Genomic DNA, 15306 nt, shown 5'->3' on the forward strand with positions numbered 1-15306 from the left:
ACATCAGGCGATGGGCTTCTTCCTCCATTTCAATGACATTCGTTGTATCCTTTATTAATTCATATAGTTTTGATATAATTAGTTCCATGAGAAGGTCTCTTTCGTAAATGTATTATACCCTGCAAAGCATACATTTTATGATAGAGTACCTTCTCTTTTTTGGCTAGGGGATTTTTTATCACTTTCGAGTATTATTTTACACATACGCATTGATTTGTATTAGATTAATGAATATTTGATCTGTTTAAGAGGTAAATAAAACTAACATACGCTGCTATGAAAACTTTAACCGCCCTTCTAATTTTTTTCGCGTGAATCAAACAACTGCTGGGTTTAATGTTCTCGTATAAATGTTAAATAAAAATAACAGGTCGGATATCGGAGATGGGAATAGGGGGATTTTTATTAAATGTTCACATCGTGTATGCCGTGTAAAACTCAGCATTCCCTGTGTCAGTCCGTTACTCATGTACCATGATATGGATAGCATTATAGCAGCTACAGGAATAAGATGTAACTATGTACCGCGGAAGCATATAACACAAGAAAGGAAGGATTTATGATTCTACTCTATTTTTATGTATAAGACTGCCCAGAAAGCCTTGAAAATCATGCTAAATGAATAAAGAGTTAAATATTTGAAAAAAATTTTGAAAAAGGACTATACTATTACCAGAATACATGTTAGAATGATACAGTTTCAAAAAGATGAAACTATTAGAAGCGTTAATACGTAGTAAATAGTAAGAATTAACGTTTTCTTAAAATAAATAGAAAAGTTTGTCGAACGGAGAATTATGAGAAAGTAAGTCCCATTTGCACAAAACAGTGACACAATGGTTGTTCACGGTTTGCCAAAGGGAAAATGAAAAGAAAGGTGCGTTGTTAGCATGAAAAAAGTAAAGAGCTGTATGGACGAAAGCATCCTTGTCTGTGTATACTATGGCCCGAATGGCGAACGTTTAATTAGAAGAGGACATAAATTGGCACAGATTATGGATTGCCCTTTATATGTTCTTACAGTCGATCGGTTACCATACGATGAATTTGATCCGGAAAAATCAGAATATGTAGAAAAGTGGAAAGAGCTTTGTGATGAACTGGAAGTAGATGAGTTTATTATTCGCGATAATGAGAAACGTCCTTCTGTAAAAGTAATTAAAGAGGTAGCGCATCAGTTAAATATCACACAAATTATTATGGGACAAAGCCCGCAAAAACGCTGGGAAGAGATTACCAAAGGTTCCTTTGTCAATGTTCTGTTACGGGAACTAACATTTATCGATCTTCATATTGTATCTTTAGAAAGAACATTAAAAGGGATAGATGATGTTCCTTACGAGAAAGGTGTGCGCGGCTTTTTGCAAAAAGACGAGGAAGGAATCTATCGTTTAAGCTTTGCGCGTTCAAAGCATAATTTATATGAAGGTATCTTCTACAAAGAAGTAGGTACCGACTTTAATAATGGTATATTCAAGTTTGTAAATGACCAAGGGAAGGTAAGCAAGGTACACATTACCGAAGATATATGTACAGGCAAGATAACCGATCCCCCTAACGCAATCAAATAATGAAAAAACAGCAAGGCTCCCATTTTTTGATGGGAGCTTTCCCTTTTTTATCAGGAATGAAGCTAATTTTTGTGCTGTATTTACTTTATTAATGAAAGATCATGTATTTTATGCTAATCTAGTTTTCATACTAAGCATATGTGGTATGCAGAAAACTGGATGAACGGATCTGTGTAGAGATAGAATAAAGGTATTAGTTGAACCGTTCATAAAGACTCCCGCCTCTGGATTCCAGGAGGGGGAAAAAGGTAAAATAGAAAATAAAGCACAACCGCTGTAATGTTTCGCCAAGCTGAGCAGGAAAATGCCCTGCAGATGAAGGTCTCCCTTTATCAGTGTGTGAACAGCTACAAATATGCTGTTGATGACGAAATCATTTTATATAAAATAACAAAGCAAAAAAGTCATGGAGGTGTAATCAATGACAGAAGAAGAAAATAAGCATGAGTGGCAGCAAGAGGAGCAACGGGTGGCAGAAGTAGTCAAAGAGATTGAGAAACGAATTTCTGAGTTAGAAGGCAGAAAAAAAGGCCTGAAAGAAGATGTCATTGATATTAGACGAGACTTTTGGGAGGATGTTACAGTCAATATTGAAGAAATGGATGACAAGATTGAGACAGAGGCAAGTATTAAGCAACAAGCAGAATTCTTGTCTGAGAGAGAGCGCAGCCATGGACAAATCAGTGAACGGATTGATACGTTATTACGTTTAATGGATAAGCCATATTTTGGCCGGATAGATTTTAAGGATGATGAACACGCTGAGGAACAGGCCATTTATATCGGTTTAGCTTCTGTTTTGGATAAGGACGAGAATGATTTCCTAGTATACGACTGGAGGGCGCCAATTTCGAGTATGTATTACGATTTTCCGCCTGGTCCGGCAAATTATGACACCGTAGAAGGAAATATTTCCGGGGAAATAACCTTAAAACGACAATATATGATTCAACAAGGGCAATTAAAAGGCATGTTCGATACAGGACTGACAATTGGCGACCACTTGCTTCAATCTGTTCTAGGCAATCAGGCAAGTACAAAAATGAAAAGTATTGTATCCACGATTCAGCGGGAACAAAATCAAATCATTCGTAATGAACGGGCAAAGATACTAATTGTTCAAGGTGTAGCTGGCAGTGGGAAAACGTCTGCTGCCTTGCAGCGGGTTGCCTACTTACTTTACCGCTATCGAGAGACGCTGACATCCGAACAAATTGTGCTGTTTTCTCCTAATCCGTTGTTTAACAGCTATGTTGCCACGGTTTTACCTGAATTAGGGGAAGATAATATGCAGCAAATGACGTTTTATCAATATTTGCATCGCCAATTAGATGACCGATTCCAATTAGAGACACCATTTGAACAAATGGAGTTCTATTTGCAGAAAGAATCGAATGATTACCAGGCTAGGATAGAGGCTATGCATTATAAGGCGAGTCTCGATTATAAGCGCCTTGTCGATATTTTCCTGGAAAGGCTGGCACATCAAGGCCTTAAGTTTCGTAACATTTCTTTCCGTGGCGAAACGATTATACCAAAAGCAATTATCTCTAAACAATTTTATCAAACAGATGACTCCTTACCGCTTGTAGAACGGATGGAAAAGGTAGCCCATTGGATACTTCAGCACATAAAGAAAGTCGAAGCGGAAGAGTTAGAAAAAGATTGGGTGTTAGAGGAAAGTGAACTGCTTGATACAGAAGATTATGTTGATGTTCATCATACATTGCAGGAAGAAAATAGTTTCACGGAGGATAGCTTTGATGACTTTGATCGAGAAGAGGCTTTGCTGCGAAAACGTGTTATTACTGATAAATTGAGGCCTCTTCGCAAAAAAATTAAACGATTAGCCTTTGTTGATATATTGCAGACTTTTCGTCAGCTATTTACAGATAATGACTGGGCACAAGATGCCGATTTGATCCTTCCAAGTCGTTGGGAAGCGATTTGTCAAATAAGTGAGCAATTTCTCCAACGGAAATATTTAACATGGGAAGAAGCACCTGCATTTATTTATTTTCAAAAGAATATATTAGGGTTTAAGGCACAGCGGACGATTCAGCACTTGTTTATTGATGAAGCACAGGATTACACACCATTTCAATTTCATTTGATGAAAAAGATGTTCCCGGTGAGTCGAATGACCCTGTTGGGAGATATAAATCAAGCGATTTATGCTCATGCCCTTCGAGAAGAATCATTGCTGTCAGACAGGTGGCCGGAAAAACATGAACGAATTGTTTTAACCCGAAGCTATCGTTCTACAGCACCAATCGTAGAGTTTACTAAATCATTTGTCGAAAATGGAGAATTAATCGAGCCTTTTGAGCGGCCGGGCGATAAGCCGCTGTTGATGGAGGTCGAACAACAGAAAATATTAGATCAGAAAATTGTCGAACAAATTAATCAATACTTACAAGAAGGCCATGAAACCATTGCATTAATTGGGAAGACGATGGCGGAATGCGAAGAATTATACCGGCGCTACCGCCGTTATCTGCAGATGGAGTTAATGACACAATCTGCTCATACGTTTGAAAAAGGGATTGTGGTAATCCCAACTTATTTGGCAAAAGGAATTGAATTTGATGCGGTCGTTATTGCTGATGCTTCACACAATAATTATCAAGGTGAGTTAGAACGACATTTATTCTATACTGCGTGTACCAGAGCAATGCACCAGCTGGCACTTTTTACAGTAGAAGAGCCGACAAAGTTTATTGAAGAGGTACCACAGTCCCTGTACCGGCGTTTCAAGGTGCATCAAATAACTGCCAAGAAAGGCAAATCATAAAATAGGTTTCAATGTGGTTCCAGAAGGGAATAACATACCAAAGTGTGCAATTTATCATGGTGCAAATCGTCGGCTTTCCCTTTTTTGCTGAACTCTGGAAGGTGAAAAGCAGGGATACGGATGACAGCACTTTGATAAATTTGCTTGTCATCTGCGGTGAAATTTTTTGCAGATGGATGAATATAAATGAATTAGAGGAGGAAGGAATTTGGTGCTTCATTTACAATCAACAACCACGTTACACAATGGAGTCGAAATGCCGCGATTTGGGCTTGGTGTATTTCAAGTAGAAGATGGAGAAGAAGTATATAATTCTGTGAAATGGGCATTAGAACATGGCTACAAAAGCATTGATACTGCTGCTATCTACCGCAACGAAGAAGGGGTAGGCCGAGCTATTAAGGACTCTGGTATTCCTCGTGATGAATTATTCATTACCTCTAAGCTTTGGAACAGTGACCAAGGCTATGAGGAGGCATTTCAAGCATATCAAGCCAGTCTGGATAAACTAGGATTGGACTATTTGGATCTATACCTCATCCATTGGCCGGTTCCGAAGCAGAATAAATATAAAGAATCGTGGAAGGCAATGGAGGAACTCTATAATGACGGAAAGATTCGTGCAATTGGTGTCAGTAACTTCAAGGAGCATCATTTAGATGATCTCCTGCAAGAAGCAGCGATTACACCGATGGTTAATCAGGTAGAATACCATCCACACCTGCAGCAAAAAAGCCTGCATGAGTATTGTAAACAGCATAATATTCAGCTAGAGGCATGGTCTCCGTTAAAACAAGGAGAATTACTGAACGACCCGACTTTAATAGAAATTGCCGAGCGACATGGTAAATCTACTGCACAGGTGATTTTACGCTGGGATTTACAGCAGGAAGTGATCACGATTCCTAAATCGGTCAAACAACATCGTATTCATGAAAACGCCGATATCTTTGATTTTGAATTAACAAATGAAGAGATAAAACAAATTGAAGCAATGAATAAAGATGAACGTGTTGGTTCAGACCCAGATGAGATGAATAAGTATTAAGCTGGCAAGATCAACTGGAGGAACGGCGGGTTTCGTCTATAGCTTTGCGAATCATCTTTATTTTAAGTTGGATCTGGTAACATAGTTTAATAAAAATCCTATGATGATAGGTAGAATTTTTTTATCCCACAATTGGAACAGATTGTGGGATAAAATAGTTATGGCAAATCAGAGGTATGCTGTAAAGGAACGCACTTTTAGTCCAATAAGAAAAACTGTTAAGCCGCAATTTTTTATTCTGTGTTTAATATGTTGGGAGAGGGGTGTGCAGTGAGAGTTTTTGATGCCCATTTTCATATTATTGATTTTGATTTTCCGATTTTCGAGAATCAAGGATATACACCGCCAAGCTACATGGTAACAGATTATCAAAATGAAACTGCTGATTTGAATGTAGTAGGCGGAGCGGTTGTGTCTGGATCTTTTCAAGGATTTGACCAAGGATATCTATTGAATGCACTTAAACAAATGGGACCCGCATTCTGCGGTGTTACACAATTGCCCTTTACTGTGACGGATGATGAAATTGTAAGCCTGCATAACAACGGGGTAAGAGCATTACGATTTAATATCAAACGGGGCGGGTCAGAAGATTTATCAAAGCTTGATTATTTTGCAAGAAGAGTTTACGATTTGGTTGGGTGGCACAGTGAACTTTATGTGGATGCAAAAGAATTATCTGAAATTGCCTCGACTATTGAAAATTTACCTGCTATTTCAATAGACCATTTAGGATTGTCTGAAGAAGGACTAACGCATTTATTAAAATTAGTGGATAAAGGTATACACGTAAAAGCAACAGGCTTTGGACGTGTGGAATTAAATGTTGAAAATACTTTGAAATCGATCTATGAAACAAATCCTGATGCACTTATGTTTGGCACAGATTTGCCATCAACAAGAGCGAAAAGACCTTTCGAATATGAAGATATTGAATTGATTCGACATCTATTTGATGAAAAAGCTACTGATAAAATCCTATATACAAACGCTCTAAAATGGTATTTTAAGTAGTTTGGTTCCTATTAGATTCAGAATGAGTGAATAAAGTTTTAGAGGCACTTAGACTGTGGTGTTTTTATTTCAAATCTCGGATGTTATGTAATGGTAGGAATACACTTATCATAATTATATGGGAGAGGAAATTTAATGAACACAAATCAAGTTACATTTAGAGAAGCAACTATACAAGACCTCGACAGGATTGTGTATATGCTCTCAGACGATGCTTTAGGAAACAAAAGAGAGCTTTATAAACAACCTATGCCAGAAAGTTACATAAAAGCATTTCAAGCTATTGACGCTGACCCGAATAATGAATTGATTGTGGCTTGTTATGGTGAAGAGATAATAGGTGTTCAACAGATTACATTTACTCCATTCATTACTTACCAAGGAGGATGGAGAGCTACAATTGAAGGTGTTCGCACTGCTTCTTTAGAACGAGGCAAGGGTGTAGGATCTATGCTAATTCGATGGGCAATTCAACGTGCCAAAGAGCGAGGCTGTCATATGGTTCAACTAACAACAGATAAAAAAAGACCTGAAGCACTTTCTTTCTATGAAAAATTAGGTTTTCATGCATCGCATGAAGGATTAAAATTGCATCTATAGCACAATAATGGTTATTACACTAACAAATGCTAGAACGATCTTCAACAAATGGGCGTGATTATGGAATAACAGTATTCAGAAATGATCAAACACGTTTATAAAAGGGGCATCATCAATTAAAATGAAAATCCCCATTTAGATTCTCTTATTTCAAAATGGGGGTGTTGGACAGCATTTTTAGTCAGACTCTATTCTGAAAGTTATACTAGGAGCGTCTTTTAATACTAGCAAAGATACGCCGAGTATTTGAGAAAGTATAAAAAAGGTGATACTGCTTTTGTATAACAGGTATCACCTTTTTTGTCTGAAAACCTTGAGATCGATAAAGAACTTTCCCCGATTTTTTCTGTTTTATCGTGATATAAACGCCTTGATTATTTCGTTGAGCAAATTATGGTTGATTGGAGTACCAAATTATTTAGTTAGTTGTGCCTGTTTACCAAGTGATGTATGTTTCACCCGTGACAGCAATAAAATACCAATAATCGCCCCGGTGATGCTGCTTACCAGAAAACCTGGCAGAAAGGCCAATACTCCAACCGATGTTCCCATCAAGAGTTTAGCATAGGGAACACAAAGCAGTGATCCAATAATTCCTGTTCCAACCATTTCTCCAATCCCTGCCGCCCATTTGCGTTTGGTCCACTGATAGAGCAATCCAGCTAATAAGGCGCCAATCATCCCGCCAGGAAAGGCTAATAATGTACCTAATCCCAGCAAATTTCGTAATAATCCAATAATAAAGGCGATAATGACCGCTGGTATAGGACCAAGCATCACAGCAGCTATTACGTTGACGGCATGCTGCACCGGATAAGCACGTGCAACCCCCGTTGGAAACCAGAGAAATTGAGAGCCCAGTGTGCCAATTGCAATCAGTACTGCCATTGTAGTTAATAGGAGTACTCTATTCATTTGGTTTCCTCCTTTCATTAAAATAACATGCTGGGGAGGCAATGAAAAAAGCCAGCTTCCTCAGCACATTAGAAGTTGGCTTTCGCATAGAAATAAAGCTACTTCCCTCCGCTGGTCATCAACCAGATCAGGTTCATAGAGTTAAAAAGCTTCCCAGTGCTTTTCTCTCAGCCTATACTGATAGGCACCCCTAGTAGTACATGCATATATAATTGTAAGTAATTGTATCAAACCTTGCTGGAAAGTCAACAGCTTCTTTATATAAAGCGAGACTAAACGGGGGGTTAGTTCACCTGCCCTCATTTAGCCTTCTTGGAAATCTAAAGTTTTGAAGCGGGAGTTACGGATGGTTGTACTGAGATAAATCTTGTAATATATGATCTAAATCATGTTGCTTACTATGAAAGAAGATATATTTCTTCGCAAAAACTTTTCTGATTAATGTTTTAAGGTCTTGTTTATCAGGATGTGATTTGTAAAAAAAGGAATCAATGCCTTGATATAGATTGGTATTGATTTCATGACATCCCTCTGGTTTGTTTTCTAATAAATATATACCTGGTCCTTCGAATTGTCGGCTGATCGCTAATCGTTTACTTTGAAGCATAGCTTGTAATCTTTCCCGTCGTTCCGGACGTAAGTTATCTGGATAGTGTAGATAGCTGTTTATATGTTCATATAAAGGCTCATCGATAAAAAAAGGTCTATCTGGAAGTGCCTGAAACAAAGAAAATAAGAGATCACAAGTCTTTCCTGAGATAGTAATAGGCAGAAAATATTTCTCGGAAGAATCATTTACTGCTGATAGAATGTTGGTGAGACTCCTTTTATAAGGCATGATTTGTGCGGCATGTCCGCTATCTATCAATGCATACTCATACCTGTCTTTATCCGGCATATCGGTTACTAGCAAGGGAGAAGAAAGCACGATATCCCCTGAGAAGAAGATTGATTTCTCCCGCAGCTGTAGGCTGTACCATACACTCCCAAGCATATGCCCGCTATAGCCCCATGTAATCGAAAAATCTTCTGTAAATGAGATAGCCTGTCCACGTGTATGTTTGGCAAAAGACCGAAAGTGCAGATTGTTTATTAATGGATCGTGCCATTTGCCTAATATGGCTGATAATTGTCTAAAGCTGGCTTCACTCATCCACACATCCCCTGTAAACCCTTTTTGAGCTAACAAAGGTAGTGCCCCGATATGATCATTATGCACATGTGAAATAAATACGGTCTGGATTGATTGTGCGATTGTCTCTGTAATAGGTGGATATACTTCTGGATTGCCGTTGCGAACGCCGCAATCCAGCATGATGCGTGTGTTGGTTGCTTGATCCATCACTAAAAAGCAGTTACGGCCATATTCTCCTATTCCTCCAAGGGCGCTTACATCAGTCATTAAGAGGTGTGCAGTGCCTTTCGCTGTAATCGTTCCATAAGAAAGATACATAGGATGGTTAATAATACTGTAATTACTGCCATGGCCATTCCCTTAGCTACATCCCCTTGTTCAAATTGGCTGTAGATAAAGGTAGCACTAGTCTCAACTGATGGAGGGAGAATAAGCAAAGAACCAACTAATTCACGCATTGAAATAATAAAGGTCATCATCCACCCGGCTAAAATTCCCTGTCCTAGTAAAGGCAGCCAGACCCTCAATAGAATGACAGAATAGTTATTTGCAAAAATCGCATTAGAATGATGTATGGATGGATGAAGCTGTGATAATGCTGACTTGGTATACTGAACAGAATAAGGCAAGAACAATACAATATAAGTAAGTATAGGCATCCAGATGGTATTATAAATGGTTGCAGGCAGCAAAGCACTATTCCAGAATAGAATTAGACCTACTACAAAGACAATTCCAGGTATAATATTGGATAACAAACTGGTAAAATCAAGCAGTTGTTGTGATTTCCTTTTGGCATCAAAGATATATAACGCCATACAGAACCCTATCAAAGCGGCAATTGTTGCAGCTGCAAAGGCAAAGCTAAGGCTGTTCATCAATGCCTGGAAACTGGAAGAACCAACGGTAAAGAGCTCGCCATAGTGACGGAGTGTGAGATTGCTGAATGATAGGGCTTCTCCGCGAATGTTCAATAAAGAAGTAACAATAATAGAAAAGTAAGGAACCCCAATAGAAAGCCCTAATATAAGAGACACATATCCGATTGACATGTATCGAATCAGAATTGAATCTTTGATTGAAGCAGTGCTTGGTGATTTACCAGAATGGATGCCGTAAGTGTATTTACGACTGATTATATTCTGAATGTACCAAATTAACATACACGCACTCAGCAAAACCAACGATAAACTAGTTGCGCCTGAAATATTAATAGGCCAGCGTGATAAGTAAGCATGAATTTCTGTCGTAAAGACATCATATCCGATTCGCTTACCGAACGTAGCAGGCGTCCCGAACTCTGCTAATGTCTTGATAAAAATAAGTAGTGCAGCCATCACATAACTGGACAGTAGCAAGGGCAAGGTAACCCGGATCCAATTTAACAATGGGTGACCACCGTAAATGAGTGTCGCCTCCTGAAAGGAACCGTTCATTCTCAGTAAGGCATTCTTGAGCATTAAATAAAGAAAAGGATAGAGATGCATGCTCATGATAAACACCATTCCAGCGACATTGAAAAAGGTAAACGGGGCCTCTTGAGTAAAGATCTGCTCATAATAACCATTGTGCTGCATAAACAGAATCCACCCCATCGAACCGATATATGGTGGTGTCATAAAAGGGATAAGAAAAAGAATATCCAGCCATTTACTTTTAATGAGAAAGGTCTTAGTTCTTATTACAGCTAAGGGGAGGGCTATACAAGTCGTAGCAGCCATCACATAAAGGCCGAGTAATAATGAATTTTGCATCGTTTGCATAATATTGTTATTGTGTAAGATCAACCGTATTGATTCAAAGGATAAGCCCCCATCTTCAAAGAAGGTATAACCGAGTACGGCGAAAAGCGGTAACAGGGCTAAGATACTAATGGTAATAAATAAGATAATAAAAGGTGCTTGTCTTCGTACAAGCATGTGTATTCCTCCTTTCCTGATGATTTGCACAGGAACCTTATGCAATGATCAAGACATATTAATTCATTGATGTGAATTGGTTGATTGTTTCAATCTGTTTCTCTTCTGCATTTTCCCAATCTACTGGAAGAGTAGGGATCTCATCTAAGGCCGCACGATCATTTAGTTCGATCGATTGATTACCAGGTAAAATATAAGCCTCGGCTACCATCTCTTGTGCCGTGTCTGATAATAGAAAATCGATATATGTCTGGGCACCCTCCATATTTTGTGCGTCGGCTAGAATAGCAGCAGCCCGTGGACTGATTACCGTTCCGCTCTCTGGATAGTAAATATCAATAGGTTCACCGTCACTCTTAGCCTTATAGGTCATATAGTCAACCGCAGAAACAACCACATCCTTATCGCCGGTGATGACTGCGTCTAATGATTCTTTGTTTGCTCCGGCCACCAGTAAATCATTATCCATCCAGCTCTGTATAATATCCCATCCAGATTCATTGGCGTTCGTTAAGCCATAGACAAAATCAACGGCAGAACCAGAAGATGTAGGATCAGGCATTGTCACCCGTCCTTGCCATTCCTGTTCACTGAACTCGCTCCAATCTGCGTCAAGGAAATCGATTTGATTAGTATTATAGGCAACCCCTAAAGCAGTAGCGCTGTACCCATAGTAATAGAACTCTTCATCGCTCCACTCTGGATGGAAGCTGTCCCTGCTCTCTGCTTCATATGGCTGTAACTTGCCTTCTGTTTTCAGGCCTTCCATGGATGGAATGGAAGCTAGTACGACAACATCTGCTACTGGGTTATTTGCCTCTGCTTCTAATCGTGATAAAATTTTGCCGGTAGTGCTCTGAAACATTTCTACTTTTATTCCTGTTTCTTCTTCAAACGCCTCTTGAATATTCTCTGCGAGTCCGCTAGGTCCAGCAGAATAAACAGTAATCATATTGTCAAGGTTGTCAGCAGCAGTCTCGCTGCCGGCGGCTTCATTATTCTCTGCCCCACAAGCTCCTAAGAGTAACGTTGATGTAAACAGTCCTGCTAATGTAGTTAATTTTAGTTTGTTCATGATAATGCCTCCTTTTTTTCTAAAGAATGGATATAGTTTTCTTCGACATAAAACTTGATGTCACGCCCTTGTTCGTGAGGATGGCTATCATAGAATTTCCATATGTAACCATCCGCCTCTGCAAGGATAAGATAGCGATCGCCTTCATACATGCTTTTCTTAACAACCCCTGATTTAACCGTTGTATGTTTATATGGATGAAGATGGATGTTCTCTGGACGAATCATCTTCTTACAGTCTTCTACCCAATTTGTCTTTCCAATGAAGTTAGCTACAAAAGGATTAGCTGGGGAATGATAGATCTGCTCTGGCGAGCCAGTTTGGACAACATCGCCACTATCCATAACAACCATGCTGTCAGACATAGCCATTGCCTCTGTCTGATCATGGGTGACAAAGATCGCTTGGGCACCGATGGATTGTACAATGGTCAAAATTTCTTCACGCATTTGTTCTCGCAAAATGGCATCCAGTGCACTGAGTGCCTCATCAAATAAAACCAGTTTGGGATTAATAGCGATGGCCCGTGCCAAAGCGACACGCTGTTGTTGACCTCCAGACAATTCGCCAGGTTTCATCGCTGCTTTTGCCTCCAATTTCACTTTTTGTAAGGCGTCATGCACAATATCGGACCGCCGTGATTTGGACATTTTGCCACGAAGACCGAAGGCCACATTGTCAAAGACCGTCATGTGTGGCCATAATCCAAAATCTTGAAATACCATGGCAATTTGCCGTTTGTTTGGCTTAACATGAATTTTCTTCGATCTTGAGAAGATGGTTTGGTTATCGAACAGGATTTCTCCAGATGTGGGATCTGTCAGCCCTGCTAACATTTTTAACAGAGTTGTTTTGCCACAGCCGGATTGGCCGAGAATCGTTACAAAAGTGTCTTTGATCGTTAAATCAATAGGCTTGACTGCGTGGACATTACCGAATTTTTTTTCAACGCCTTTTAGTTGAATAATCATGTTATCCTCTCCTTACGATTAAGTCTAGAGTAGGAATGTTTAGCAAATATTAACTAACTGTTAACATTAAATTAAAACTAATCTGATAAAGTTTATATCTAGTTAGATAAAATCTAAAATACTTTAGGGTGATAAAGTGAATATTCAAAAACTAAGTGTATTTATTTCACTTGTGGAAACGAGGAAAATGACAGAAACTGCTCATTTATTAGGATTGTCCACTCCCACTGTGTCGTTCCATATCAAGACTTTGGAAGAGGACTATGGTATTAAAATCTTTCGAACCAATGCCGGGGGGTACCGACTCACCGAGGCGGGAGAACTGCTCTATTATTATGCCAAGCAGCTGAGTCAAATCAACCGTACGCTAGAAAAAAGTATCGAAGATTATAAGAATGGAGAACAGGGATCAATTAAACTAGGAGCAAGTGGAGTTCCGGCACATTTGTTCATGCCAGAACTAATTCATCAACTTGCAGAGCGCTATCCTAGAATTAAGGTATCATTAAATGTAAATACTGCCCCGGAAATAGAAAACAGTCTGTTATTACAAGAGTTGGATTGTGCATTAATGATGGAAACGGGTAATAAAAAGTCAGATCTTATTTATGAACCGATCACAACAGATAAGATAGTACTAGCTTTCAGTAAAACTCATTTGTTTGCAGGGAAGACAACATTGGCAGCGAATGATTTATATGATCAGACCCTGCTTGTGCATAGATTATCCAGTTCGACAGGCTACTTTTCGAAGTCATGGTTATACGAGAAGAAATTAAGGATGGAAACTATTCAGCTAGATTCTGTTTCTACCATTACTAAGATGCTGTCTTATGGGAAGGCAGTAGCGCTTATTTCTAAAAGATTAATAGAAAAAGAAGACAATTTGTCTTATATCGAACTGCAAAACCAAGATTTAGAAAGACAGATTTATTTTGTTTATCACCGTAATCTATGGAAAAGTAAACCTTTTCAATATTTTCTAAAGCAAGTACAACGATTAAAATAGACGGAGGGGGCTATAAACTTGATCATTATAAAAAAACACCTCGGAAAAAGGTTGCTTCCCTTCGTTAAGAGGAGCAATGAAAGCAACAGATTTTTGATGCAAAGGGTTGTAGAATTATAGCTTATCATTTATACTTTTACTAAACCGATTTACTAAACCGTTTTATTTTTACGTAGTCTGTTCGAATTAACCATTTTTAGATCCAAATGAGGAACAGACATGAACAAAAATGAAGGAATGAAAGCTATGAAGAAGGTAACCATTGCCGATGTTGCAGCATTAGCAGGTGTGTCTAAGAGTACTGTCTCTCAATATTTGAATAATCGTTTTGATTATATGGGGGAAGCAACCAAACAGAAGATTGCCGCTGCTATTCAGCAATTAAATTATCGCCCAAATATGGTAGCAAGAAGTCTGAAACAAAAGTCGTCCACAACGATTGGGGTGATTGTGGCGAATATTTTACATGTTTTTTCAACACAAGTCATTCGTGCAATTGAAGATTTTTGTCAGGAGAAAGGTTTTCATGTAATTGTCTGTAATGCCGATGATAACCCCGACAAAGAGCGGAATTATATCCAGATGCTCCGCGCAAAGCAAGTAGATGGCATCATTGTTTTTCCGACAGGAGATAATGTTGAATTATATCAACAGTTGTTGGATGAGCAATACCCGCTTGTTTTTATGGATCGTATTGTAGCTGAGCTAGATATTCCTGCCGTTTTATTAGACAATCATCAAGCTGTTCGTTTCGTAGTTGCAGAAATACTCGAAAAAGGTTACCAGCGGCCAGCTATTGTTAGTTCACCTCTAAGTCCGCAGCTGACACCTAGGGTGGAGCGGGTTCACCGTTTTCAGCAAGTGCTGGCAGAACAAGAACTAGATTTGTTTGATGATTATATTGTAAGTGGAGAGATGAGTGAACTGCAGCCGAAATTGGCGAAATTATTTGATAAAGAGCAACCTCCAGATGTTGTATTTGCGATTAATGATCGCGTATTACACGAGGTTCTTGCCTATACAAGAAGTCAGCAAATGAAGATACCGGACGATGTAGGTGTGATTAGTATTGATGATGTCTCTTTTGCTCATTTCTATACCCCGCCCCTGTCTACTATTTCACAACCGGCATTTGACATGGGGCGAAAGGCGGCAGAAGTATTGTTTGCCTTCATTCATCCCTCTGGTCAGCCGCAGCCAGCTACTATCTACCGCTTTGAACCGATATTGAACAGAAGAGAATCATGTTAAGAAA

General features: G+C 39.1%; 12 protein-coding genes and 1 riboswitch. Of the genes, 7 read left to right on the plus strand and 5 right to left on the minus strand.

From position 1 onward, the window contains the following. Positions 1-890 precede the first annotated feature (890 nt). From JOD18_RS20065 to JOD18_RS20085, 5 genes are all read left to right on the plus strand, one after another. The gene (locus JOD18_RS20065) at positions 891-1571 is read left to right on the plus strand and encodes an adenine nucleotide alpha hydrolase family protein (protein WP_204670910.1); all 681 of its coding nucleotides are present in this window, start codon (positions 891-893) and stop codon (positions 1569-1571) included. Between the two features lie 421 nt (positions 1572-1992). Beyond that, the gene (gene helD, locus JOD18_RS20070; protein ID WP_204670911.1) at positions 1993-4365 is read left to right on the plus strand and encodes an RNA polymerase recycling motor HelD; all 2373 of its coding nucleotides are present in this window, start codon (positions 1993-1995) and stop codon (positions 4363-4365) included. A gap of 208 nt (positions 4366-4573) precedes the next feature. Continuing rightward, positions 4574-5413, plus strand: a complete 840-nt coding sequence (locus JOD18_RS20075) for an aldo/keto reductase (protein WP_204670912.1) — start codon at positions 4574-4576, stop codon at positions 5411-5413. A 270-nt stretch (positions 5414-5683) separates the two neighbouring features. After that, a complete protein-coding gene (locus JOD18_RS20080) occupies positions 5684-6427 on the plus strand; it encodes an amidohydrolase family protein (RefSeq protein WP_204670913.1) in 744 nt (247 codons plus the stop codon). A 135-nt stretch (positions 6428-6562) separates the two neighbouring features. After that, entirely contained in the window at positions 6563-7027 is a 465-nt protein-coding gene (locus JOD18_RS20085) for a GNAT family N-acetyltransferase (RefSeq protein WP_204670914.1), read from the plus strand. Between the two features lie 414 nt (positions 7028-7441). Here JOD18_RS20085 and thiW read toward each other — a convergent pair whose 3' ends face one another. From thiW to JOD18_RS20110, 5 genes are all read right to left on the minus strand, one after another. Beyond that, positions 7442-7942: an energy coupling factor transporter S component ThiW gene (gene thiW, locus JOD18_RS20090; protein WP_204670915.1), complete on the minus strand. Its 501-nt coding sequence runs from the start codon at positions 7940-7942 to the stop codon at positions 7442-7444. Positions 7943-8028: 86 nt separating this feature from the next. Beyond that, positions 8029-8144, minus strand: a riboswitch (TPP riboswitch). Between the two features lie 138 nt (positions 8145-8282). Continuing rightward, on the minus strand, positions 8283-9344 hold the full coding sequence (locus JOD18_RS20095) for an MBL fold metallo-hydrolase (protein ID WP_204670916.1): 1062 nt from the start codon (positions 9342-9344) through the stop codon (positions 8283-8285). Beyond that, on the minus strand, positions 9344-10996 hold the full coding sequence (locus JOD18_RS20100; RefSeq protein WP_204670917.1) for an ABC transporter permease: 1653 nt from the start codon (positions 10994-10996) through the stop codon (positions 9344-9346). Before JOD18_RS20100 ends, JOD18_RS20095 begins: the two co-directional genes overlap by 1 nt. Positions 10997-11054: 58 nt before the next feature. Next, positions 11055-12071: an ABC transporter substrate-binding protein gene (locus tag JOD18_RS20105; RefSeq protein ID WP_204670918.1), complete on the minus strand. Its 1017-nt coding sequence runs from the start codon at positions 12069-12071 to the stop codon at positions 11055-11057. Next, positions 12068-13042, minus strand: coding sequence for an ABC transporter ATP-binding protein (locus tag JOD18_RS20110; RefSeq protein ID WP_204670919.1), 975 nt, complete (start codon positions 13040-13042; stop codon positions 12068-12070). Before JOD18_RS20110 ends, JOD18_RS20105 begins: the two co-directional genes overlap by 4 nt. Positions 13043-13178: 136 nt before the next feature. On the opposite strand from JOD18_RS20110, the gene JOD18_RS20115 reads away from it, so the two are divergent. Together JOD18_RS20115 and JOD18_RS20120 are read left to right on the plus strand one after the other, a co-directional pair. Beyond that, positions 13179-14051: a LysR substrate-binding domain-containing protein gene (locus JOD18_RS20115; protein WP_204670920.1), complete on the plus strand. Its 873-nt coding sequence runs from the start codon at positions 13179-13181 to the stop codon at positions 14049-14051. A 246-nt stretch (positions 14052-14297) separates the two neighbouring features. Next, complete coding sequence (locus tag JOD18_RS20120) at positions 14298-15302, plus strand: LacI family DNA-binding transcriptional regulator (RefSeq protein WP_204670948.1); 1005 nt, start codon at positions 14298-14300, stop codon at positions 15300-15302. Positions 15303-15306 lie beyond the last annotated feature (4 nt).

Origin of the sequence: Gracilibacillus alcaliphilus, assembly GCF_016909015.1 — a bacterium.
Taxonomy (GTDB): Bacteria; Bacillota; Bacilli; order Bacillales; family Amphibacillaceae; genus Gracilibacillus; species Gracilibacillus alcaliphilus.

What these genes read in the sequence shown, in the direction of transcription:
- JOD18_RS20065 (WP_204670910.1), top strand. Translation starts at nt 891, where the DNA reads ATGAAAAAAGTAAAGAGCTGTATGGACGAAAGCATCCTTGTCTGTGTA.
- helD (WP_204670911.1), top strand. Translation starts at nt 1,993, where the DNA reads ATGACAGAAGAAGAAAATAAGCATGAGTGGCAGCAAGAGGAGCAACGG.
- JOD18_RS20085 (WP_204670914.1), top strand. Translation starts at nt 6,563, where the DNA reads ATGAACACAAATCAAGTTACATTTAGAGAAGCAACTATACAAGACCTC.
- thiW (WP_204670915.1), bottom strand. Translation starts at nt 7,942, where the DNA reads ATGAATAGAGTACTCCTATTAACTACAATGGCAGTACTGATTGCAATT.
- JOD18_RS20095 (WP_204670916.1), bottom strand. Translation starts at nt 9,344, where the DNA reads ATGACTGATGTAAGCGCCCTTGGAGGAATAGGAGAATATGGCCGTAAC.
- JOD18_RS20100 (WP_204670917.1), bottom strand. Translation starts at nt 10,996, where the DNA reads ATGCTTGTACGAAGACAAGCACCTTTTATTATCTTATTTATTACCATT.
- JOD18_RS20105 (WP_204670918.1), bottom strand. Translation starts at nt 12,071, where the DNA reads ATGAACAAACTAAAATTAACTACATTAGCAGGACTGTTTACATCAACG.
- JOD18_RS20110 (WP_204670919.1), bottom strand. Translation starts at nt 13,042, where the DNA reads ATGATTATTCAACTAAAAGGCGTTGAAAAAAAATTCGGTAATGTCCAC.
- JOD18_RS20120 (WP_204670948.1), top strand. Translation starts at nt 14,298, where the DNA reads ATGAAGAAGGTAACCATTGCCGATGTTGCAGCATTAGCAGGTGTGTCT.